Raw genomic sequence first — 21,326 nt, forward strand, 5'->3', positions numbered from 1 at the left:
GCCGGGAGTCCCCCGCCGCGCCGCGCCTACTCGTCGGAGTTGAGGGCCCGCGTGATGCTCTCCGAGGCGGCCTTCGCGGTCGCCTTGGGGTCCGCGCCTTCCAGGACGGCCGTCATGTAGGGCTTGATCGGGTTCTTGGCCTCCACGTTCGCCCACTGCGGGGAGTTGGGCGTGGCCCGCCCCTGCGCGGCGCCCGCCGCCATCGCGGCCGTGCTGGCGTCGCCGCCGATGACGCCGGCGAGGGTCGTCTTGTTGGGCACGTAGCTCATGGTCCGCGCGAGGTCGGTCTGCCACTTCTGGCCGGCCAGCGCCTTGACCACGTCGGCGGCGGCCGAGTGGTGGTGGGAGTTCTTGGAGACGATCAGGTCGGAGCCGCCGGTGAAGACGGCTCCCGGCTTGTCGGCGGTCTTGCCCGGGATGGGGAAGAAGCCGATCTTGTTCTTGAGGTCGGGGTTCTGCTCCTCGATGAGCCGCGCCGAGCTGGGCGTCGAGATCATCTGCGCGACGTCGCCCTTGGCGAAGATGTCCGCCTGCGGCGGCTTGGCCTCGTCGGAGTTCTTCGGCCCGTTGCCCAGGGACTGGAGTTCCTTGTAGAAGGCCATGCCCCGGAGCGCGGCGGGGGTGTCGACCGTACCCGTCCAGTCGCCGCCGTTCTGGACGGCGAGTTCGCCGCCCTCGTCCCAGATGAACCCGGCGAGGGTGTACCAGTCCTGGCCGGCCAGGTAGATGCCCTGGGTGCCTCCGGCGTTCAGTTCCTCGGTGTCCGCGATCCACTCGTCGCGGGTCTTCGGCGGCTTGTCGATGCCCGCAAGCGCGAACAGTTCCTTGTTGTAGATCACGATGCGGTTGGCCGCGTACCAAGGGATCCCGAACTGGGCGCCGTTGATGCTGCCCGGCTGGGCGAGGCCGGGCAGCCAGTCCTCGCTGCCGAGGTCCCGTACCGACTCCAGGGTGAGATCCCGGAGGTTGCCACTCTCCGCGTACTGGGCGACCTGGGTGTTGCCGACCTCGATGACGTCGGGGGCGCTGTCGCTGTCCAGCGCGGCGAGCACCTTGTCGCCGATCCCGGTCCATTCCTGGATCTTGACGTCCAGTTCGATGGACGGGTGCTCCTTCTCGTACGCGCTGACGAAGCGGTCGAGGAACTCGTCGGAGACGCTGTCCTTCATCAGCCACACGGTGACGGTGGTCGAGTCGCTGCCGCCGGGCAGCAGCCCGCAGCCGCCGAGCGCCGTGCAGGACACAAGAGCGACGGAGCTGACGAGACATCGGTTTTTCACGTAGGTCACCTTCTGGCATGAGCGCACGGAGAGGAGCCCGACGTGGGGGGAGCGAGCGATCATGACTCGCACGGGTGTGTCGGATTTTGGTATGTACCAAAGGAGCGGTCAAGTCCCGCCTGAAAGACGAAACAGGGGCGAACACCCCGTGAACGACGGCCCGTTCCCCCTCCGGACCCCGCCCTGACCTGGGCGGACACCGGTGCGGAGCCGCGCGGCGGACCGCCCGGGGATACGCTGATATGTATGGCGACCTCTCACCGGGCCCATGGGTGACACCGGCCTCCCCGGAGGCGGCCGGGCCGGGCCGAACGCCCAGGTCGACGCCCTGAGCGGGGCGGTCGAGGACCTGGCGGGGCAGTTCGCCCTCCAGCCGCTCCTGCACCGCATCCTGAGCCGGGCCGTGAGCCTGCTGGGCGCCGACGCGGGGTCGATCAGCACGGTCGACGAGCGGGCGGGCACGTACCGCAAGGAGGCCGACCTCGGGGTCGCCTGCCAGGAGGGCGCCGTCTTCCCGCTCGGGGAGGGCGTGACGGGCGCGGTGGTCGCCCACCGGGGACCCCGCCTCTTCGACCGGTACGGCGATGTCCCCGGCGGCCATGTGGGGGCCGGGGACCGCGACCGGCTGCACGCCACGGTCGGGGTGCCCATCGTGTGGCAGGCCGAGATCATCGGGGTGTGCGTCGTCTTCAGCACCGATCCCGGGGTGCGCTTCGGCAAGGAGGACGTGGACCTCCTCGACGTCTTCGCCAAGCACGCGGCGATCGCGCTGGCCAACGCCCGGCTGCACCAGCGGTCCGAGGAGCGGGCCCGCCGCCTCGCGGTCGGCGCCGAGCGGGAGCGGGTGGCGCGGGACGTCCACGACACCGTGGCCCGCGCGCTCGGGTCGATCCTGCTGCACATGGACGGCCCCGGGACCGCCGACCGGCCGGCGCGGCTGGCCGCCGTGCGGGCCGCCGCCAGGGCCGCGCTGACCGAGACCCGCAGGACCGTGCTCGGCCTCGGCCCGTCCCTGCTGGAGGACCGCCCGCTGGACGAGGCCATCGGCGTCGAGCTGGGCTGGGTCCGCTCCACCGCCGGGGTCCGGACGGACCTGGTGGTCACCGGCGAGCGCCCGGCGCTGGCTCCCGAGGTCGCCGCGCACGCCCTGCGCCTGGTGCAGGAGGCGCTGACCAACGCCGTCACGCACGCGGGCGCCGCCCTGATCCGGGTGGGGGTGATGTACGGGGCGGACGACGTCGCCGTGGTCGTGGAGGACGACGGGCGGGGGTTTGACCCCGGGGACACGGAGGTGCGCCGCAGCGGGCTCGGGCTGAGCGGCATCGTGGCCCGGGCCGACCAGCTGGGCGCCGACCTGCGCATCGAGTCCACGCCGGGCTGGGGCACCCGGATCCGGGCCAGGATCCCGCGTACCCCGGCGGACGAGGACCGGTCCGCGGGCACGATGACGCCGTGGCGGGTCCTGGTGGTCGACCGGCGCCCTGTCGTACGGGCCGGTCTGGTGCGGCTGCTCGACCGGGCGGGGCCGGAGATCCAGGTGGTGGGAGAGATCGCGGACGCCCGTGAGGTGGTCGACGCGGTACGGGTCCTCGAAGCGGACGTCGTTCTGCTGGACCTGCGGATGCCGGGCCTCGACGGCGCCCGCCTGACCTCGTACGTCCGCTCCGCGAGCCCCGGTACGGCGGTGCTGGTGATGACCGACGACCTCGGCGACCCGCTGCTCCCGGAGGCGGTACGGGCCGGTGCGCGCGGGTGTGTGGGCTCGGACCTGGACGGGGCGGGCCTGGTCCGCGCGGTGCTGGCCGCCGCCCACGGTGACGTCCTGCTCAGCCAGCGGGTCCTGCGGAGCATCACCGACCGCGACCACCCGGCCCCGGATCCCCTCACCGGGCGGGAGCGGGAGGTGCGCTCGCTCGTGGAGCGCGGGCTGCCGGACAAGCGGATCGCCACCGCGCTGGGCATCTCGGTGAAGACGGTCGAGAAGCACGTCGGGGCCGTCCTGCGGAAGACCGGGGCCCCGAACCGTACGGCGCTGGCGCACCGCGCGGCGTCCGACGGAGACTGAGCGCCGCCTACCGGAGTGGGGGGATTCCCTACCCGGGGATGGGGGAATTCCCGGCCGACCCGCGGTCCTTTCACGGCTAGCCTCGAAAGCAGAGGGAAAGAAAGAGGGAGAGGGAAAGGCGGGGGGAGAGCAGGGAAACGCGGGGGAAATTCCGATCCCGGGAGTTCACGTGTCCGTCGTCCCGCTGACCGACATCCTGTCCGGCGCCTTCAAGGAACGTTACGGCGTGCCGGCCATCAATGTGTTCAACGATCTGACCCTGGAGGCGGTGCTCGCCGCGGCGGTGGAGAATTCCTCGCCGCTGATCGTGCAGACCTCGGTGAAGACGGTGAAATCGATCGGCAGCGACGTCCTGTACACGATGTGGACGTCCATGACGGCCGGTATCGAGGTGCCCGTCACGCTGCATCTGGACCACTGCCCGGAGCGCGAGGTCATCACGGAATGCCTGGACCGGGGCTGGAACTCCGTCCTGTTCGACGCCTCGCACCTGCCGGTCGAGGAGAACATGCGGCAGACCGTCGAGGTGGTCGCGGAGGCCCGGCGGCACGGCGCGCACGTGGAGGGCGAGATCGAGTCCATCACGGGCGTCGAGGACGGCGTCGGCAGCGACGCCGCCGCCGCGCAGCAGGATCTGGACGTCGCGCTGGAATTCCTCGACACCACACACGTCGACGTCTTCGCGCCCGCGATCGGCAATGCCCACGGTTCGTACCGGAAGACACCGGTCCTGGATTTCCAGCGCGTCTCCGACCTGGTGGCCGCCCGCTCGATTCCCATCGCCCTGCACGGCGGCAGCGGAATGTCGGACGAGCAGTTCCGCGACCTGATCGGCCGGGGATGCGCGAAGGTCAACATCTCGACCGCGCTCAAGGAGACCTTCATGAAATCGTCTCTCGCCTTCCTGGAATCGGCCGCGGAGAAACGGAAATGGGATCCGCCGTCGTTGTTCAGGTCGGTGCGCCAGGACGTCGTCGACCTGGCCGGCTCGCTGATGACCGTGTTCGGCAGCGCCGGCCGGGCGAGGTGAGTGCCGTGCCCGCGCTCGTCTTCGACTGCGACGGCGTCCTCGCGGACACCGAGCGGTACGGGCATCTGCCGGCGTTCAACCGGACCTTCGAGGAGTTCGGCCTCCCGGTGCGCTGGAGCGACGCGGACTACGCGGAGAAGGTGAAGGTCGGCGGCGGCAAGGAGCGGATGCGGAAACTGCTGACCCCGTCCTTCGTCGCCGAGGCCGGGCTGCCCGCCGATCCCCGCCTGCTCGACGAGGAGGTCGCCCGCTGGCACCGGCGCAAGACCGAGATCTATGTCGAGATCATCGCGGCCGGGACGATCCCGCCCCGGCCGGGGGTCCGCCGCATCGCCGCGGAGGCGGACGCGGCCGGGTGGACGCTCGCGGTCGCCTCGACGTCGGCGGAGCGGTCCGTGCGCGGGGTGCTCAACCTCGCCGTCGGCCCCGAACTCGCCACCCGCTTCAGCGTGTTCGCCGGGGACATCGTCCCCCGCAAGAAGCCGGCTCCCGACATCTACGACCTCGCCGTGGCCCGGCTCGGGCTCGACACCACCGCGACCCTCGTGATCGAGGACAGCCGCAACGGCCTGCGCGCGGCGCGCGACGCGGGGCTGGGCTGTGTGGTCACGACCAGCGCGTACACCGCGGAGGAGGACTTCACCGAAGCCCTGCTGGTCATGTCGTCGCTGGGCGACCCGCCGGGGCAGGGACCCGACCCGGCGGGGACGGCCGCCGACGTGCTGAGCGACCCGTTCGGCGCGGAGCCCGGCCCGTACGTACGGCTCGCCGCTCTCGAATTCCTGCTCGCCGCCGTGCCCGGCGCGCACTGATGTCAGGCCAGGTGAGGAGAGACATGTCGACCGCAACCACCAGTGACCTCGAATTTGTCGTACGGACGATCGCGAGGACGGCCGTCGAGAACGAACGCGCCTTCTCGGATCTCGACGCCGTCGTCGGCGACGGAGATCTGGGCTACTCGCTCGCCCGGGGGTTCGAGATCGTCCTCGCCGACTGGGACTCCTTCGACCGCGACACCCCCTCGGACTTCCTCAAGAAGATCGCCCTGGTGATCTCCAAACGGGTGGGCGGGACGTCGGGCCCCTTGTGGGGCACCGCGTTCCTCCGGGCGGCCGGGGCGATCTCCGACCGGTCCGAGCTGACCGCGCTGACCGGCGAGGACGCCGTGGCGATGCTGCGCGCCGCCGCCGAGGGCATCAAGAAGCGGGGCAGGTCCGATCTCGGCGACAAGACGCTGCTAGACGCCCTGATCCCGATGACGGACGCCCTGGAGAAGGCGCTGGGCGGCGGCGGGGACGGGGCCGACCTGTCCGCGGTGGTCGCGGAGAGCGCCCGCGCGGCCGCCGAGGCGACCACCCCCATGCAGGCCATGCGGGGACGGCCGAGCTACACCGGGGAGCGCAGCATCGGCTCCCCCGACGCGGGCGCCATGGCCGTCGCGGTCATGGCGGAACGGGTCGCCGACGAATGGCCGGCCCACGTGTGAAGCGTCCGTCGCGCCCCGGGACACGAGGCCCCGGGACGCGGCGTCCCCACCCGACCCGATCGAGGAGAGCGACCTGATGAAGAAGTTCGTGAACGACCCGAAGAACTACGTCCCGGAGATGCTGGAGGGCCTCGCCCTGGCCAACCCCGACACCCTCCGGTACGTCCCCGAGTACAACCTGATCATGCGCGCGGACGCGCCCCGGGAGGACAAGGTGTCCCTCGTCCAGGGCTCCGGCTCCGGGCACGAACCGGCCCACGTGATGAGCGTGGGACCGGGCATGCTCGACGCGGCCTGTCCGGGTGACGTGTTCTCCGCGCCGCCCACCGACTACGTGTACGAGACGGTGAAGCGCGTCGCGTCCCCCAAGGGCGTGCTGTTGCTGGTCAACAACTACACCGGTGACCGCATGGCCTTCGAGATGGCGGAGGAACTGTCGGACGCGGACGGGGTGACCGTACGCACGCTGTTCATCGACGACGACGTGTCCGTGCAGGACTCGACGTACACCGTCGGACGCCGTGGGGTGGCCGGCAACTTCTTCGTCATGAAGGCGTGCGGCGCGGCGGCCGAGCGGGGCGCCGATCTCGACGAGGTGTACCGCATCGGCGAGAAGGTCAACGCCGTCACCCGCACGATGGGGCTGGCGCTGACCGCGTGCACCCCGCCCGCCAAGGGGGCGCCGCTGTTCGACCTGCCCGACGACGAGATCGAGATGGGCGTCGGCATCCACGGCGAGCCGGGCAGGCGCCGGGAGAAGCTGCGGTCGGCGGACTCCCTGGTGGAGGAGCTGCTGACCGCGGTGGTCGAGGATCTCCCGTACGTGTCGGGCGACGGCGTGGCGCTGATGGTCAACGGCCTCGGCGGCACCCCGCTCGGTGAGCTGTACCTGGTGTACGGGCAGGCCCACAAGCAGCTGGTGGAGCGCGGGGTCGAGATCCGGCGCAGCTACGTCGGCGAGTACTGCACGTCGCTGGACATGGCGGGAGCGTCGCTGACCCTGGTGCGGCTGGACGACGAGATAGCGGACCTGCTGGCCGCGCCCGCCGAGATCCCGGTGCACGTCTTCTGAGTGGCGGTCCCGGGAGCGGGTACGCGGGGTTCCTGGTCTCGCGGAGCGCCCCGCCCTGGGGCACCGTGGAACCACAGCCCCGCGACATCCGCGACGCGTGCAGAGGAGACCGCTCCATGTCGAACCACACCTACCGGGTCACCGAGATCGTCGGCACCTCCCACGAGGGCGTCGACGACGCCATCCGCAACGCCATCAGCCGTGCCTCCACCACGCTGCACGGCCTGGACTGGTTCGAGATGACGGAGGTCAGGGGCCATATCGAGGACGGCGTGATCGAGCACTTCCAGGTCGGCCTGAAGGTGGGGTTCCGGCTGGACCCGGCGGACGACGGCTCCTGAGACACCGGTCAGGTGTCCCGGGCGGGCCGCACGCGCCTCAGGTGCGTCCTTCGCGCCCCTGGCCGTCCTTGAGGGCCTGTGACGTGCTGGCCCAGTCCGCCCGTACGACCCGGAAGCCCGCCCGTTCGGCGGCGGCGCAGACCAGTTCGTCGTCGTCGACGAGCACACGGACCTCGCGCTGCCGCGCCAGCTCGCGCAGGACTTCCAGCTTGGTCGTACGGGCGGGGCGCCGGTCCTCGTTGCGCCGCATCCGCACCGGCCCGTCGGGCAGGCCGTGCGCGGCCAGCCAGGCGAGGGTGTCGCGGCGGCAGCGTTCGGGCCGTCCGGTCAGGTAGAGGAGGTCGCACTCCTCGGCGGCGGCCACGGCCAGCCGTACCCCCTCGGCGAGCGGTGTGTCGTCGCCGGCCGCGCCGAAGAAGCCGTTCCAGTCCTTGGGCGCGCGCTCCAGGAAGTGCTGGCGGTGGCCGGTCTCCGCGAGGGTCCCGTCCAGGTCGAACACGGCCACGGGCCGCCGTACGGCACCGGTCTTCTTCGTCGTCACACCGTCAGCCTAGGCAATCCACCCGGGGAATCACCGGCCGGAGAGGGTGTTGAACGATACGTGAGCATCTCCCCCGGCATCCCGTTCTCCGTCCTCGACCGCTCCCGTACGCGGGAGGGCAGCGACGCCCCCCAGGCGTTGCGGGACACCGTGCGCTTCGCCCAGGAGATCGAGGCGCTCGGCTACCACCGCTTCTGGGTCTCCGAGCACCACGGGGTCCCCGGGGTCGCGGGGTCGGCGCCGACGGTCCTCGCGGCGGCCGTCGCCGCCGCGACGTCGACCGTCCGGGTGGGGACCGGCGGGGTGATGCTGCCGAACCACCGGCCCCTCGTGGTGGCCGAGCAGTTCGGCGTCCTGGAGTCCCTCTTCCCGGGGCGTGTCGACATGGGGCTCGGCAGGTCCGTGGGCTTCACCGACGGCGTACGGAAGGCGCTGGGCCGGGACAAGGAGGACGCCGACCACTTCCCCGGCCAGATCGAGGAGCTGCTCGGCTACTTCTCCGGCACGCCGGGCACCGGCCCCCGCGTCCGCGCCCGGCCCGCCGAGGGCCTGCGCCCGCCGCCCTTCGTCCTGGCCACCGGCAAGGGCGCGGCGGTGGCGGCACGGGTGGGGCTGCCGCTGGTCATCGCGGCCGTGCGGGGCGAGGACGCGATGCTGCGGGCGGTGGCGGACTACCGGCGCGACTTCCGCCCCTCGGCGTGGGGCGAGCGGCCGTACGTGATGCTGTCCGGCACGATCGCGGTGGCGGCCACCACCGAGGAGGCCCGGCGCCTGCTGCTCCCCGAGGCCTGGTCGGCCGCCTGGTCCCGCACGCACGGCGAGTTCCCGCCGCTGCTCCCGGTGGAGACCGTCCTCGCCACCCCGATGACCGACCGCGAACGCTCCCTGTTCGAGGAGTCCCGGCGGGGCCACCTGTACGGCACCCCGGACGAGGTGGCCGAGTCGCTGGGAAAGCTCCTGGCCCGCAGCGAGGCGGACGAGTACCTCGTCACGACCAGCACGTACGACCTGGACGCCCAACTGGACTCGTACCGACGACTGGCGGGGCTCCTGGGGCTCTCGGGCTGAGGGGGACCTGCCCGGACGAAGGGGGCCTTGAGGCTCCCGGCGATCGGGTAAGTTGGCGGACCGCGCCGGTCACCCAACGGCGCTGTGTCAACTGACCATTTCGGGGGCCGCGTTGCTCGACGCAGCGGAAGTTCAGGACACGCCGGGCGTCGCTGTGGTGTCCATCGGTGTGGGAACGTTCGAGGACGGCTCGGAGTGGGAGGAGCTGGGCTTCGTCCCCGAGCGTATGGCGGAAGTCGCCGGGGCCTTCGGACGGTTCGGCGCACAGGTCGAGTCCGTGACCGATCCCTCCGAGGAGGAGATCGAGACGTTGCTGCGGTCCTGGCTCGTCACCAAGCGACCGTCCGCAAACGTCCTCGTCATCCATCTCATCGGGCACGGCGTCAAGGACCGGAGCGGACGGCTCTCCTTCATCGGCCGGGACACGCACGAGGTCGATGTCGACCGGTGGATCGGCCGGGCGCAGCGCGAGGCCGACCGCCAGGGTGACGGCAAGCGGGTGGTCTTCCTCGTGGACACGTGCGACGCGGGTACCGCCACCGGGCGGCAGTCGCTCACCGATCTGGGCGACGAGCGGGCCGTCTGGTCCCTGGGCGCCACGGTCAGCGGTTCCCCGACGGAACGCGGCCGGTTCAGCGGCTGGGTCGCGACGGCCCTGCACCGCCTGGCGGACACCGACTTCGCCCTCGAATCGCGCACGCTCGACTTCTCCCAGTTCGTCGGCCAGGTGACTGCCGTGGTCAAGGCCGACAGCGACTGGCGGATCTCTTTCGGCTTCAGCGTCGAACAGGGCGACGGCGACTGGCCGTTTCTCCCCAACCCGAAAGCGGTGGAGCTCTCCCAGCAGGAGATCGAGCGCCGCCGCGAGTCCTTCTGGTACGTGCCCGGCCAGGACTTCGGCACCCAGGTCGCCACCGGGGCGGAGATCAGCGACGCCGTGTACTTCACCGACCGGGCGTCGGGCCGGGGCCTGGTCTCCGCGTCGCCGACCACGGGCTTCTTCTCCGGACAGGCCGGCCCGCTGGCGGAGTACCGTCGGTGGCTCGAAGGGGACAGTCCGCTGCTGATCGTCACGGGCGCGGCGGGTTCCGGGAAGTCGGGGCTGCTGGGTGTGCTGGTCTGTGCCGCGCACCCGCATCTGCGTCTGCGGTTCAGGGCCTTGTGGGAGGCCGCCGACCATGATCTGCCCGAGATCCCCGACATCATCTCGCTCCACGCGCGGCAGCGTACGGAGCGGCAGGTGATCGACATGATCGTGGGCCAAGGAGGACTGACGCCTCCGGAACCCGAGGAGGGGCGGAACGCGCACGACGACAACGGCGCCCTCGACACCTTCCGGTGGACGGCCTACAGCCTCCGCGAGGCTCTTTTCGCGGAGGAGAAGCGGCGTCTGATCGTCATCGACGCGGTGGACGAGAGCGCGGAGCCGAATGCCGTGGTCAGACTGATCGAGGTGTTGACGGCACCGCCCGAGAAGGACGAACGCCCGGGACAGCCCTGCCGGGTGCTGGCCGGAAGCCGGCGGACGGCCGTCCCGGACGTGGCGGCGGAGGTGGACACACCGTCCCGGGTCACCTGGCTCGACCTGGACACCGCCGACCCGGCCGTCGTCGAGCGGGACATCCGGTCCTACATCAAGGCGTTGCTGCGATCGGACAGGCGGTACGCGCCGGGCACGGCGTCGTCCGACTACGTCGACCTGCTCGCCGACACGGCGTCGCGGCGGATCGTCCGTGACGGAGGGCCGGGCGGTTCCTGGGGCCCTTTCCTGTTGGCGGGCATGTTCGTCCACTACCTGGTGACCCTGGACAACCCTCCGCAGGACCTGGTGTCGGCGTCGGCGCACGCCTTTCGAGCGGCCGGGGATCTCCCCACCATCCTCGAAGCGGTGCTGACGGCACGTCAGTCGAGCCTGCCGCTGCTCCGGCCGGTCCTCGCCGCGCTGGCGCGGTCGAAGGGGGACGGCATGCCGTTGACCGTGCTGCGACGGTGTGTGGCTGTGTTCCGCGAGACACCGGACGGGCCGGAGACCGACTTCGCGGAAGAGGACTTCGTCCGGACCTTGAGGGAGGCCTCGCCCTATCTGCGTACCGGCCGGGACCCCGTCGGCGACGTGGCGCTCTACCGCCTGTTCCACCAAGGGCTGACAGACCACCTCCGGGACCATCCGCACGCGGGGCTGGAGCCCGTCGACGCGCCCCAGGCTCTGGTTCTGGAGAAGGAACTGCTCGCCGCGATCACCGGACCGTACGCGCCGAATCCCGCACAGCCCGACTCCTGGGAGACGGCCGAACCGTACGTGCTGCGGCACGCGTTGGAGCATGTCGTCGAGGCCGAGTCGCCGGACCACGCGGAACGGCTCCTCACCGACCCGCACTTCCTGGTCCGGTTCGACACCCGCCGTGACTTGAGGGCCTTCGATCTGACGACGTCCGCACGCGCCTCGGACTATGTGAGCCTGCTCGGTACGTCGTGGGCCGCGCACGGCCTGTTCACCAACGCGGCGGACCGGGCGTCGGTGCTGGCCTACGACGCGCTGCGGCTGAACCTCGACGGCATGCACGACGAATTCAGCGCCATCGCGAGGTCCCTGTCGGCCCATCAGCGGGGAACCGGCCATCCCGTCCTGTGGGCGGAGGGAGGACACCTCGACACCAGTGCGCGGCTCGTGATGTCCGAGGGGCTCATGGTGCACGACCTGGTCTTCTCACCGGACGGGAAGTTACTGGCGGCGGCGACCCACGAAGGGGTGCAGGTCCGGGAGACGAAGACCTGGCAGCTCACTGTCCGCCCCTTCGGGGCCCCCGAGGGCTGGGTGTCCGCGGTGGCCTTCTCACCGGATGGCAGACGGCTCGCCTTCAACACCGGTGCCGACGGCCGTCAGCTCCAGTTGTGGGACGTGGAGAACCAATGCCTGATCGGCTCCCCCTGGCCCTACCATTCCAACCACGTCGTCTCCTTGGCCTTCTCGGCGGACGGATCGCTGCTCGCCGCGGGAAGCGAGGACCACTCGGTCTCTGTCTGGGACGTGACCAGCGGTCCGCCCGGAATAGTGGCTCGGCTTCAACACGATCACCCGATCAGCGTGGTGGCGTTCAGCCCTGACAGCCTTCGCCTGGCGGCCTGCGGCCGCGACGGTGTCACGCTGTGGAACAGCACCGACCAGTGGCAGCAACCGAAGCGATTGACCACGAACTGGACTGCGGCGGTCGCCTTCTCGCCCGATGGTGCGCTCCTCGTCGCACTCGACTCCGACGGAATACTGACGGTGCGATCGGCCGCGAGCGGCGAGATCATCCGGTTCGCCCAGCTCGATGAGGAGGACATCACGGGTGCGCTCGCGTTCTCCCCCGACGGGGCCCTGCTCGCCGTCGGCTACGCACGGACGGTCTACCTCCTCGATGTGGCGTCCACGGAGATCGTCGGTCACTTGCGCGGGCACACCGATGACATCTCTGGGTGCGCCTTCCATCCCATGTCGCCCTTCCTGCTCCTCACCGGTGACGGGGACGGTGACATCCGCCTCTGGAACAGAGTGGTCGACACCTCCGCGGCCGCCCCGCTCGTCCAGTTCCCCGCCGACATGGTCCGCTGCTCCTCGGACGGCCGTCTGCTCGTGGCGGCAGAGAACGAGGGCAGAACGCTCCGCCTGTACAACCCCGCGACAGGTGAGGTGCTGTCCGAGATCTCGCTGGGTAGGCACGCCGCCACGCGCCTGCTGGAGATCTCCCCCGACGGCGACCTGATCGTTCTCCTGGGTACCGACCAGAATCTCCTGTTCGCCCGCATCGGATTCCCGTCCCGCTCCACGATCGTGGAGATCCCCTCGGCGGAAGCGATTCCCGGGACGAGGCCGGTTGCCTGCTTCTCTCCCGACGGGGGACTACTCGCTGTCCTCCTGGCGACGGACGCGGACCAGTTTCGCGGCGGGCCCACCCTGATCAGGGTGTGGGACACCCAAAGCCTGCGCCCCACAGGGCGAATTCCGCTGCCCACCCGGCCCGACCGCTTCCACTTCGCCGGCCCCGACAAACTCTTCGTCTCCACCCGTGGAGCGATCGCCGTCTACGACTGCTCACGCTCCGGAGAGGGTGCCCCATGACCCGCGTCCTCGCCTTCCACGGCGTACGGAACTACCGCGCCGCGGACACCACCCCCCGCGCGGGAGGAGCACGCCTCAAAGCCGAATGGCTGGCGGCCCTCGGCCCCACCGCCGCCGGGCTCGACCTGGAACACGCTTACTACGCCGACCTGTTGCGCAGTCAGAAGCAGAGCGGAGAGCTGACCGACGACGACCTCGACCTCGTCGCCTCCTGGGCCCGCGTCTGGGGGATCGAGCCCGACGGGGTCCAGGGCCGCGCGACGGGGTGGCTCCGGTGGGTCTGCGGCAGGATCGCCCAACGCACCGGCGAGCGCCCCGCCGTGGTGGAGAAGTCGGTGCGCCTGTTCTTCCCCGAGGTCACGCGGTACTTCGCGGCCGGACGTGACGGTGTACGGGAGCGGGTGAGGGCCGCTCTCCTGCGGCACCGGCCGCGGGTGGTCGTCGCGCACTCACTGGGCAGCGTCGTCGCGTACGAGGCCCTGCACGACCTGGCGGACGAGATGGAGGTGGAGCTCCTGCTCACCCTGGGGTCCCCGCTCGCGCTCCCCCACGCGATCTTCCACCGGCTCGACCCAGCCCCTCTGCACGGTCGCGGGGCCAGGCCCGCCAACGTCGGACGCTGGGTCAACATCGCCGATACCGGGGACTTCGTGGCGGTGCCCAAGGGCGCACTGGCCGAGCTGTTCTCCGGCGTGGAGGAGCGGCCCGACATCAGCATCGCACCCCTGTGGCCGCACAGCGCGCTCGACTATCTGCGTCATACGACGGTACGCGAGGTCCTCACCCCGAAAGGGCCGGGAGGCGGGTCGTCCGACCACCGGGCGGACACGCCTGGTTAGCGCGCCGCCTTCCTCGTGGCGCGCAGCCATTCCTTGTTCATCGCCGTGATCGACGGGAGCGGGATGCCCTTCGGGCAGGCCGTGGCGCATTCGCCGGCCAGGGTGCAGCCGCCGAAGCCCTCCTCGTCCATCGTCGCCACCATGTCCAGGACCCGGGTCTCGCGTTCCGGGGCGCCCTGGGGCAGGACGTTGAGGTGGTTGACCTTGGCGGAGGTGAAGAGCATCGCCGAGCCGTTGGGGCAGGCCGCCACGCACGCGCCGCAGCCGATGCACTCCGCGTGTTCGAACGCGAAGTCGGCGTCGGGCTTGGGGACGGGGGTGGCGTGGGCGTCGGGGGCGGAGCCGGTGGGGGCGGTGATGTAGCCGCCCGCGCCGATGATCCGGTCGAACGCCGAGCGGTCCACCACCAGGTCCTTGACGACCGGGAACGCGCCGGCCCGCCACGGTTCGACGTCGATGGTGTCGCCGTCGTCGAAGTGCCGCATGTGCAGCTGGCAGGTCGTGGTGCGTTCCGGGCCGTGGGCGTCGCCGTTGATGACCACCCCGCAGGCGCCGCAGATGCCCTCGCGGCAGTCGTGGTCGAAGGCGACCGGCTCGTCGCCCTTGAGGATCAACTCCTCGTTGAGGGTGTCGAGCATCTCCAGGAACGACATGTCCTCGGAGATCTTGTCGACCTCGTAGGTGACCATGGCGCCGGGGGCGTCGGCGTCGTGCTGGCGCCAGACGCGCAGGGTGAGCCTCATGCGTAGCTCCGCTGGGTGGGGTGGACGTACTCGAAGACGAGGTCTTCCTTGTGCAGGACGGGGGCGGCGCCGGTCCCGGTGAACTCCCAGGCCGCCGCGTAAGAGAACTCCTCGTCGCGGCGCTCCGCCTCGCCGCCCTCCGTCCGGTACTCCTCGCGGAAGTGGCCGCCGCAGGACTCCGCGCGGTGCAGGGCGTCGAGGCACATCAGCTCGGCGAGTTCGAGGTAGTCGACGATCCGGTTGGCCTTCTCCAGCGACTGGTTGAACTCCTCGCCGGATCCGGGCACCTTGATCCGGCGCCAGAACTCCTCGCGGATCTGCGGGATCCGGCCGAGCGCCTTGCGCAGGCCCTCTTCCGTACGGGCCATTCCGCAGTGGTCCCAGAGCAGTTCGCCGATCTCCTTGTGGAAGGAGTCGGGGGTACGGTCGCCATCGACGGCCAGCAGGAGCCGCAGCCGGTCCTCGGTGTCGGCGACGGCCTCGACGGCCACCGGGTGGGTGTCGTCGACCGGTTCGAGGTGCGGGTTGCGGCCCAGGTAGTCGTTGACGGTGGCCGGCAGGACGAAGTACCCGTCGGCGAGGCCCTGCATCAGGGCGGACGCGCCGAGGCGGTTGGCGCCGTGGTCCGAGAAGTTGGCCTCGCCGATCGCGAACAGGCCGGGCAGGGTGGTCTGGAGGTCGTAGTCGACCCAGAGTCCGCCCATCGTGTAGTGGATGGCCGGGTAGATGCGCATGGGGACCTGGTACGGGTCCTCCGCGGTGATCCGCTCGTACATCTCGAAGAGGTTGCCGTACTTGTCCTCGACGGCCTTGCGGCCGAGCCGGGCGAGGGCGTCGGCGAAGTCGAGGTAGACGCCCTGGCCGCCGGGGCCGACCCCGCGGCCCTCGTCGCAGACGTTCTTCGCGGCCCGGGAGGCGATGTCGCGCGGGACGAGGTTGCCGAAGGCGGGGTAGATCCGCTCCAGGTAGTAGTCGCGCTCGTCCTCGGGGATCCGCCCGGGCGGCCGGGTGTCGCCGTGGGCCTTGGGGACCCAGATGCGGCCGTCGTTGCGCAGGGACTCGCTCATGAGCGTCAGCTTCGACTGGTGCTCGCCGGAGCGCGGAATGCAGGTGGGATGGATCTGGGTGAAGCAGGGGTTGGCGAAGTACGCGCCGCGCCGGTGTGCGCGCCAGGCGGCGGTGGCGTTGCTGTTCTTGGCGTTGGTGGACAGGTAGAAGACGTTGCCGTAGCCGCCGGAGGCGAGGACGACGGCGTCGGCGAAGTAGGTGGAGACCTTGCCGGTGATCAGGTCGCGGGCGACGATGCCGCGGGCCCGTCCGTCCACGACGATCAGGTCGAGCATCTCGGTGCGCGGGTGCATCTCGACGGCCCCGGCGGCGATCTGCCGGGAGAGCGCCTGGTAGGCGCCGAGGAGCAGTTGCTGCCCGGTCTGGCCGCGGGCGTAGAACGTACGGGAGACCTGGACGCCGCCGAAGGAGCGGGTGTCGAGGAGGCCGCCGTACTCGCGGGCGAAGGGCACGCCCTGCGCGACGCACTGGTCGATGATCTCGACGGAGACCTCGGCGAGCCGGTGGACGTTGGACTCGCGGGCGCGGAAATCGCCGCCCTTGACGGTGTCGTAGAAGAGGCGCTGGACCGAGTCGCCGTCGTTGCGGTAGTTCTTGGCGGCGTTGATCCCGCCCTGGGCGGCGATGGAGTGGGCGCGGCGCGGCGAGTCCTGGTAGCAGAACTGGACGACGTGGTAGCCCTGTTCGGCGAGGGTGGCGCCGGCGGCGCCGCCCGCCAGGCCCGTACCGACGACGATCACGGTGTGCTTGCGGCGGTTGGCGGGGTTGACGAGCTTCGCCTCGAAGCGGCGGCGGTTCCAGCGCTCGGCGACCGGTCCGTCCGGGGCCGTGGTGTCGGCGACCGGTGCGCCGGTGGCGTAGTCGGTGTAGTCCATGTCGGCTCCGTTCATGTCAGCTCACGACCCCGCTCATGACGCCCACGGGCACGGCGATGAACCCGGCGGTCAGCACCACGGCCAGGACGTCGGCGGACGCCTTGAGGATCCGTTCGCGGGTGGGGCTGCCCACGCCCAGGGTCTGGGCGGCGCTCCAGAACCCGTGCCGGACGTGCAGTCCGAGGGCCAGCATCGCGACGATGTAGATGGTGTTGCCGTACCAGGTCGAGAAGGTGTCGACGACGTTCTGGTACGGGCGCCCCTCCTGGAAGCCCCCGGAGTGCACGGTCCCGGTGGTCAGGTCGAGGATGTGCCACACGATGAACAGGGCGAGGATGATCCCGCCCCAGCGCATGGTGCGGGTGGCGTACGAGGTGCGGCGCTTGCGGTGCGCGTATCCGGTGGGGCGGGCCGCGATGTCGCGGCGGCTCAGCTGGTATGCGCAGACGGCGTGCAGGACGACGGCGGCGACCAGGGCGATCCGCAGTCCCCACAGGGCCCACTCGTAGTGCAGGACGGGTTCCCCGATGGTCCGCAGCCAGTGCGCGTATCCGTTGAAGGAGTCCAGGCCGAAGAAGATCTTGAGGTTGCCGTACATGTGCGCGACGAGGTAGGCGAGCATGAAGAGGCCGCTGACGGCCATGATCACCTTTTTGCCGACCGTCGATCCCCAGAGGGTGCGCGGGAGGGACGCGCGCCGGTCCGTCCGCGTTGCCAGAGCCATGTACCCGACGGTAGGCGCGCCGTGACCAGAGGTCCAAGACATGGTCCGGCTCATGTCCATAGGGCGTGCCTATGATGAGGGGATGCAGTTCCACCAGTTGCTCTACTTCGTCGCCGTCGCCGAGACCCGGCACTTCACCCGCGCCGCCGAGCGGGTCCACGTCTCCCAGCCGTCCCTTTCGCAGCAGATCAGGGCGCTGGAGAAGGAGCTGGGCGCCGAGCTGTTCAGCCGGGCCCGCGGCAATGTCACGCTGACGGACGCCGGCGAGGCGCTGCTGCCGCTCGCCCGCCGGATCCTGGCCGATTCCGAGACGGCCCGCCTGGAGGTGCAGGAGCTGGCGCAGCTGCGGCGGGGCCGGGTCAGGCTGGGGGCGCCGCCGAGCCTGTGCACCGGGCTGCTGCCGGAGGTGTTGCTGGCCTTCCACGAGCTGCATCCGGGCATCGAGCTGCTGATCGAGGAGAACGGCTCGCACGATCTGGTACGGGCGCTGGCCCGCGGCGATCTCGATCTGGCGCTGGTGGTCCTGCCGCTGCCGGCCCCCTCCCCCGCGCTGACCACCGTCGAGCTGCTCCACGAGGACCTGGTCGTGGTCTCCTCGGCGTCCGCGCCGGCGCCGCGCAGCCCGCTGCGGATCGCGGATCTGGCGGACCGGCCGCTGGTGATGTTCCGGCACGGCTACGACCTGCGCGACCTGACCGTGGCCGCCTGCCGGGCCGAGGGCTTCGAGCCGTCGTTCGTCGTCGAGGGCGGCGAGATGGACGCCGTGCTCGGTTTCGTCCGGGCCGGCCTCGGGATGGCCGTCGTCCCGAGCATGGTCGCCGGGCGGACCCGCGACCTGCGGGTCACCCCGCTCGCGCGGCCGGGCCTGAGCCGTACCGTCGCCCTCGCCCACCGCAGCGACGTGGCGCCGCCGCGGGCGGCCCGCGAGCTGCAACGCGTCCTGCTGTCCACCCGTACCGGCGCCCCGATGCCGGCGGAGACCCGGGCCGCCGCGTCGGCGGAGGCCCGGGAACCGGACGCGGCGGGGCAGGGCGGCGCGGCGGGCGCCCGCGAGGGCCTGACCGATCCGCCCTAGACCGCATCCAGCAGCGACAGCCTGTGGAGGTGTTCCGGCGGGCCCGGGCGCGCGTAGAACCAGCCCTGCGCGGTGTCGCAGCCCAGCCGGCGCAGATGGTCGGCCTGCGCGCCGGTCTCCACGCCCTCCACCGTCACCGCCAGGTCGAGGCTGTGCGCGAGCGAGACGATCCCCTCGACGATCTTCAGGTCGACCGGGTCCGCCGGGTGCTGCTGCATGCCCTGGGTGAAGGAACGGTCCAGCTTGAGCACGCTCACCGGGAGCCTGCGCAGGTTGGCCAGGTTCGAGTAGCCGGTCCCGAAGTCGTCCAGCGCGATGTCCACGCCCATCTCGGCGAGCTGCCGCAGCGGCTTGAGCAGGTCCTCGTCGGCGCCGATCAGCGCCGATTCGGTGACCTCCAGGCAGAGCGCCCCCGGCGCGAGCCCGATCCGGTCCAGCACCTCGACCGTCTCGGCGACGAGCCCCGGGTGGTGCAGCTGGGTCGGCGAGAGGTTCACGTTGATGCGCAGCGGCCGGCCCGCCGCCGACCCGGGCAGCTGGTCCTGCCAGGCCTTGGCCTGCCGTACGGACTGTTCGAGCACCCAGCGGCCGAGCGGCACGATCAGCCCGGTGTGCTCGGCGAGCGGGATGAACCGGTCAGGACCGAGGATGCCGTGCTGCGGGTGCAGCCAGCGCACCAGGGCCTCCGCGCCGTGGACCGTACCGTCGTCCAGGTGCACCAGCGGCTGGTACTCGATGAAGAACTCGCCGCGCTCCAGGGCCGCGGGCAGCGCCGTCGTCAGCCCGTGCCGGGTGATCGCGCGCGCGTCGGCCTCGGCGTCGGCCAGCTCGAAGCGGTTGCCGCCCGCCGCCTTGGCGCGGTACATGGTGATGTCCGCGCTGCGCAGGACCTCGGCGGGGGCGCGCCCGGCGACCGGCCCCTCCACGATGCCGATGCTGCCGCGGACCGTGAACTCGCGGCCGTCGAGCCGGATCGGGGTGGCGAGGACGCCGAGGATCCGGGAGGCGAGGTCGGCCACCTCGCCGCACGACGTGTGTCCGGTGGTCAGCGCCACGAACTCGTCGCCGCCGATCCGCGCCACCATCTCGCCCGGGGCCGTGGCGCAGCTCTGGAGCCGGTCCGCGACCTCGACCAGCAGCCGGTCGCCCGCCGAGTGCCCGAGGCTGTCGTTGATGGCCTTGAAGCCGTCGAGGTCGAGGTAGCAGAGCCCGAAGCGGCTGCCGCCCGGCGCGGCGAGGGTCTTCTCCAGCCGCTCGAAGAACAGGGTCCTGTTGGGCAGGCCGGTCAGGGCGTCGTGCGTGGCCTCGTAGCGCAGCCGCAGGTTGAGCAGCCGCCGCTCGGTGGTGTCCTCCATCAGCGCCAGCTGGTACTGCGGCGCGCCCTCGGCGTCCCGCAGGAGCGAGACGGTCAGGTTGGTCCAGAGCACCGTGCCGTCGTTGCGGTAGAAGGGCTTCTCGACGCGGAAGTGCTCGCGCTCGCCGCGGACCAGCTCGCCGTACATGCGCCAGACCTGGGGGACGTCCTCCGGGTGGACCCACTCGCTGACGTTGCGGCTGCGGACGTGGTACTCCAGCCCGCCGAACATCTGGGTGAGGGTGTCGTTGACCTCCAGGACGTTGCCGTCGAGGTCGGCGATCCCTATGCCGACGGCCGCGCCGTCGAAGACCGCGCGGAACCGCACCTCGGTGGCGTGCAGGGCCTGTTCGGCGTGGCTGCGGGCGGTCAGCGCCGAGCGCGCGATGGCCTCCTGCTCGGCGAGGGTCCGCTCGCGCAGCGCCTGGGCGAAGCCGGCGGCCAGCGCGTGCTGGAGCCGGGCGCACCTGGCCCTGGCCTCGTCGGCGGCCAGCGCGTCCGTACCGCAGTACAGCACGAGGTACGAGTCGACGACGCCGAGCGTACGGCCGAGGGCCTCGGGGTCGGTGCAGTGCGCCGCCACCAGGGACGCCCCGACACCGCCCGCGGGCGCGGGGTCGAAGTGGCGCGCGTGCAGCGCGCCGCTCAACTCCCGTGCCAGCGGGAGGAGGAGCGCCGTGAACTCGGTACGGGTCAGCGTCGTCGCGCTGGCCGGGAAGATCGCCCGGCTCCAGATCGTCGCGAGCCGCCCGAGTCTGTCCTCCGGACCGTCGGGGTCCGACGAGGGTCCCGCTGTCTCCTGCGCCGGCATCATCACGCCTTGCGTCCCACTCCGGCGAAGCCCGAGAAGGCGTAAGGATCCTCCTGGTCGGCGGGGCTGTCGGGCCGCCAGTCGGGCATGGCCACCAGGCCCGGTTCGACCATCTCGAACCCGTCGAAGAAGCGGGCCGTCTCCTCGCGCGAGCGCATCACCAGCGGGTTGCGGATGGTGCGGTAGACGCCGACGGCGCCGCCCGCCTGCTCCCGCGGGACCGGGAGGCCCTCGTACGAGGCGTGGGTGAGGACGATCAGGCTGCCGGGCGCGAGGGCGTCCCGCAGTTCGGCGACCGCGCCGTACGGGTCGTCGGCGTCCTCCAGGAAGTGCAGGACGGCGACGAGGAACAGCGCCACGGGGCGTTCCAGGTCGAGCAGTCCCGCGGCCTCGCGGCTGCCGAGGATCGTGTCGGGCTTGCGCAGGTCCGCGCTCACGACGGCGGCGTGGCCGACCCCGTCGAGGACGGCCTGGCTGTGGGCGACCGCGACCGGGTCGTGGTCGACGTAGAGCACCCGGGCGGCCGGGTCGACGGCGTGGGCCACCTCGTGGACATTCCCGTACGTCGGAATGCCGGAACCGATGTCGAGGAACTGGTCGACCCCGTCGGCCAGGGCGAATTCGACCGCGCGGCGCATGAACGCGCGGTTCGCCTTCATGATCGTGGGCAGCCCCGGCATGAACTCCATTGCCTTGCGCGCGGCTTCCCTGTCCACCTCGAAATTGTGCGAACCGCCCAGATAGTAGTCGTAAATGCGGGAAACGCTCGGCACCGATATGTCGATGCCCTGCGGGGCCCAGGCGGGACGCTCCATCGATGTCTCCAACAGTCGCCACGGGGTCACGGCCATG

At 71.3% G+C, this 21,326-nt stretch carries 17 protein-coding genes; 10 read left to right on the forward strand and 7 right to left on the reverse strand.

Annotation, left to right across the window (positions count from 1 at the left end):
• Window positions 1-26: 26 nt before the first annotated feature.
• Window positions 27-1,280, reverse strand: coding sequence for an extracellular solute-binding protein (locus HA039_RS02880; protein WP_167023268.1), 1,254 nt, complete (start codon window positions 1,278-1,280; stop codon window positions 27-29).
• 268 nt (window positions 1,281-1,548) lie between these two features.
• Here HA039_RS02880 and HA039_RS02885 point away from each other — a divergent pair, with 268 nt between their 5' ends.
• From HA039_RS02885 to HA039_RS02910, 6 genes are all read left to right on the forward strand, one after another.
• A complete protein-coding gene (locus HA039_RS02885) occupies window positions 1,549-3,345 on the forward strand; it encodes a response regulator (protein WP_167023271.1) in 1,797 nt (598 codons plus the stop codon).
• Between the two features lie 169 nt (window positions 3,346-3,514).
• Window positions 3,515-4,375 (forward strand): class II fructose-bisphosphate aldolase, encoded by an 861-nt coding sequence (locus HA039_RS02890; RefSeq protein WP_167023274.1) that lies wholly within the window; start codon window positions 3,515-3,517, stop codon window positions 4,373-4,375.
• A 5-nt stretch (window positions 4,376-4,380) separates the two neighbouring features.
• Entirely contained in the window at window positions 4,381-5,187 is an 807-nt protein-coding gene (locus HA039_RS02895) for an HAD-IA family hydrolase (RefSeq protein WP_167023277.1), read from the forward strand.
• Between the two features lie 23 nt (window positions 5,188-5,210).
• Window positions 5,211-5,861 carry a dihydroxyacetone kinase subunit DhaL gene (gene dhaL, locus HA039_RS02900; protein ID WP_167023280.1) on the forward strand — a complete coding sequence of 217 codons (651 nt, stop codon included), beginning with the start codon at window positions 5,211-5,213 and terminating at the stop codon, window positions 5,859-5,861.
• A gap of 76 nt (window positions 5,862-5,937) precedes the next feature.
• The gene (dhaK, locus tag HA039_RS02905; protein ID WP_167023283.1) at window positions 5,938-6,933 is read left to right on the forward strand and encodes a dihydroxyacetone kinase subunit DhaK; all 996 of its coding nucleotides are present in this window, start codon (window positions 5,938-5,940) and stop codon (window positions 6,931-6,933) included.
• A gap of 116 nt (window positions 6,934-7,049) precedes the next feature.
• Window positions 7,050-7,274 carry a dodecin gene (locus tag HA039_RS02910; protein ID WP_167023287.1) on the forward strand — a complete coding sequence of 75 codons (225 nt, stop codon included), beginning with the start codon at window positions 7,050-7,052 and terminating at the stop codon, window positions 7,272-7,274.
• A gap of 37 nt (window positions 7,275-7,311) precedes the next feature.
• On the opposite strand, the gene HA039_RS02915 is transcribed toward HA039_RS02910, so the two are convergent.
• Window positions 7,312-7,815, reverse strand: a complete 504-nt coding sequence (locus tag HA039_RS02915; RefSeq protein WP_167023290.1) for a phosphatase domain-containing protein — start codon at window positions 7,813-7,815, stop codon at window positions 7,312-7,314.
• Between the two features lie 60 nt (window positions 7,816-7,875).
• On the opposite strand from HA039_RS02915, the gene HA039_RS02920 reads away from it, so the two are divergent.
• The 3 genes from HA039_RS02920 (at window position 7,876) to HA039_RS02930 (ending at window position 13,824) form a co-directional block, all read left to right on the forward strand.
• Window positions 7,876-8,883: an LLM class flavin-dependent oxidoreductase gene (locus HA039_RS02920; protein ID WP_208298524.1), complete on the forward strand. Its 1,008-nt coding sequence runs from the start codon at window positions 7,876-7,878 to the stop codon at window positions 8,881-8,883.
• Between the two features lie 169 nt (window positions 8,884-9,052).
• Window positions 9,053-12,985: a P-loop domain-containing protein gene (locus HA039_RS02925; protein WP_167023296.1), complete on the forward strand. Its 3,933-nt coding sequence runs from the start codon at window positions 9,053-9,055 to the stop codon at window positions 12,983-12,985.
• A complete protein-coding gene (locus HA039_RS02930; RefSeq protein WP_167023299.1) occupies window positions 12,982-13,824 on the forward strand; it encodes a serine peptidase in 843 nt (280 codons plus the stop codon). The genes HA039_RS02925 and HA039_RS02930 overlap by 4 nt, the downstream gene beginning before the upstream one ends.
• Here HA039_RS02930 and HA039_RS02935 read toward each other — a convergent pair.
• From HA039_RS02935 to HA039_RS02945, 3 genes are read right to left on the reverse strand one after another with little or no spacing between them, the layout of a single operon-like run.
• Entirely contained in the window at window positions 13,821-14,567 is a 747-nt protein-coding gene (locus HA039_RS02935; protein WP_167023302.1) for a succinate dehydrogenase/fumarate reductase iron-sulfur subunit, read from the reverse strand. The genes HA039_RS02930 and HA039_RS02935 overlap by 4 nt on opposite strands.
• Complete coding sequence (locus HA039_RS02940) at window positions 14,564-16,510, reverse strand: fumarate reductase/succinate dehydrogenase flavoprotein subunit (RefSeq protein WP_167036070.1); 1,947 nt, start codon at window positions 16,508-16,510, stop codon at window positions 14,564-14,566. Before HA039_RS02940 ends, HA039_RS02935 begins: the two co-directional genes overlap by 4 nt.
• Before the next feature lie 16 nt (window positions 16,511-16,526).
• Entirely contained in the window at window positions 16,527-17,234 is a 708-nt protein-coding gene (locus tag HA039_RS02945; protein WP_167023305.1) for a succinate dehydrogenase, read from the reverse strand.
• Window positions 17,235-17,316: 82 nt separating this feature from the next.
• Here HA039_RS02945 and HA039_RS02950 point away from each other — a divergent pair, with 82 nt between their 5' ends.
• Window positions 17,317-18,309 carry a LysR family transcriptional regulator gene (locus HA039_RS02950; protein WP_208298525.1) on the forward strand — a complete coding sequence of 331 codons (993 nt, stop codon included), beginning with the start codon at window positions 17,317-17,319 and terminating at the stop codon, window positions 18,307-18,309.
• Here the strand turns inward: HA039_RS02950 and HA039_RS02955 are convergent.
• Together HA039_RS02955 and HA039_RS02960 are read right to left on the reverse strand one after the other, a co-directional pair.
• Entirely contained in the window at window positions 18,306-20,480 is a 2,175-nt protein-coding gene (locus HA039_RS02955) for a putative bifunctional diguanylate cyclase/phosphodiesterase (RefSeq protein ID WP_279592815.1), read from the reverse strand. The genes HA039_RS02950 and HA039_RS02955 overlap by 4 nt on opposite strands.
• Window positions 20,477-21,289: an SAM-dependent methyltransferase gene (locus tag HA039_RS02960; RefSeq protein ID WP_167023314.1), complete on the reverse strand. Its 813-nt coding sequence runs from the start codon at window positions 21,287-21,289 to the stop codon at window positions 20,477-20,479. The genes HA039_RS02955 and HA039_RS02960 overlap by 4 nt, the downstream gene beginning before the upstream one ends.
• Between the last annotated feature and the right edge of the window lie 37 nt (window positions 21,290-21,326).

Origin of the sequence: Streptomyces liangshanensis, assembly GCF_011694815.1 — a bacterium.
GTDB lineage: Bacteria > Actinomycetota > Actinomycetes > Streptomycetales > Streptomycetaceae > Streptomyces > Streptomyces liangshanensis.

Coding starts and splice junctions, on each gene's coding strand:
- HA039_RS02885 (WP_167023271.1), top strand. CDS start 1,549: ATGGGTGACACCGGCCTCCCCGGAGGCGGCCGGGCCGGGCCGAACGCC.
- HA039_RS02945 (WP_167023305.1), bottom strand. CDS start 17,234: ATGGCTCTGGCAACGCGGACGGACCGGCGCGCGTCCCTCCCGCGCACC.
- dhaK (WP_167023283.1), top strand. CDS start 5,938: ATGAAGAAGTTCGTGAACGACCCGAAGAACTACGTCCCGGAGATGCTG.
- HA039_RS02960 (WP_167023314.1), bottom strand. CDS start 21,289: ATGGAGCGTCCCGCCTGGGCCCCGCAGGGCATCGACATATCGGTGCCG.
- dhaL (WP_167023280.1), top strand. CDS start 5,211: ATGTCGACCGCAACCACCAGTGACCTCGAATTTGTCGTACGGACGATC.
- HA039_RS02910 (WP_167023287.1), top strand. CDS start 7,050: ATGTCGAACCACACCTACCGGGTCACCGAGATCGTCGGCACCTCCCAC.
- HA039_RS02940 (WP_167036070.1), bottom strand. CDS start 16,510: ATGGACTACACCGACTACGCCACCGGCGCACCGGTCGCCGACACCACG.
- HA039_RS02930 (WP_167023299.1), top strand. CDS start 12,982: ATGACCCGCGTCCTCGCCTTCCACGGCGTACGGAACTACCGCGCCGCG.
- HA039_RS02950 (WP_208298525.1), top strand. CDS start 17,317: ATGCAGTTCCACCAGTTGCTCTACTTCGTCGCCGTCGCCGAGACCCGG.
- HA039_RS02935 (WP_167023302.1), bottom strand. CDS start 14,567: ATGAGGCTCACCCTGCGCGTCTGGCGCCAGCACGACGCCGACGCCCCC.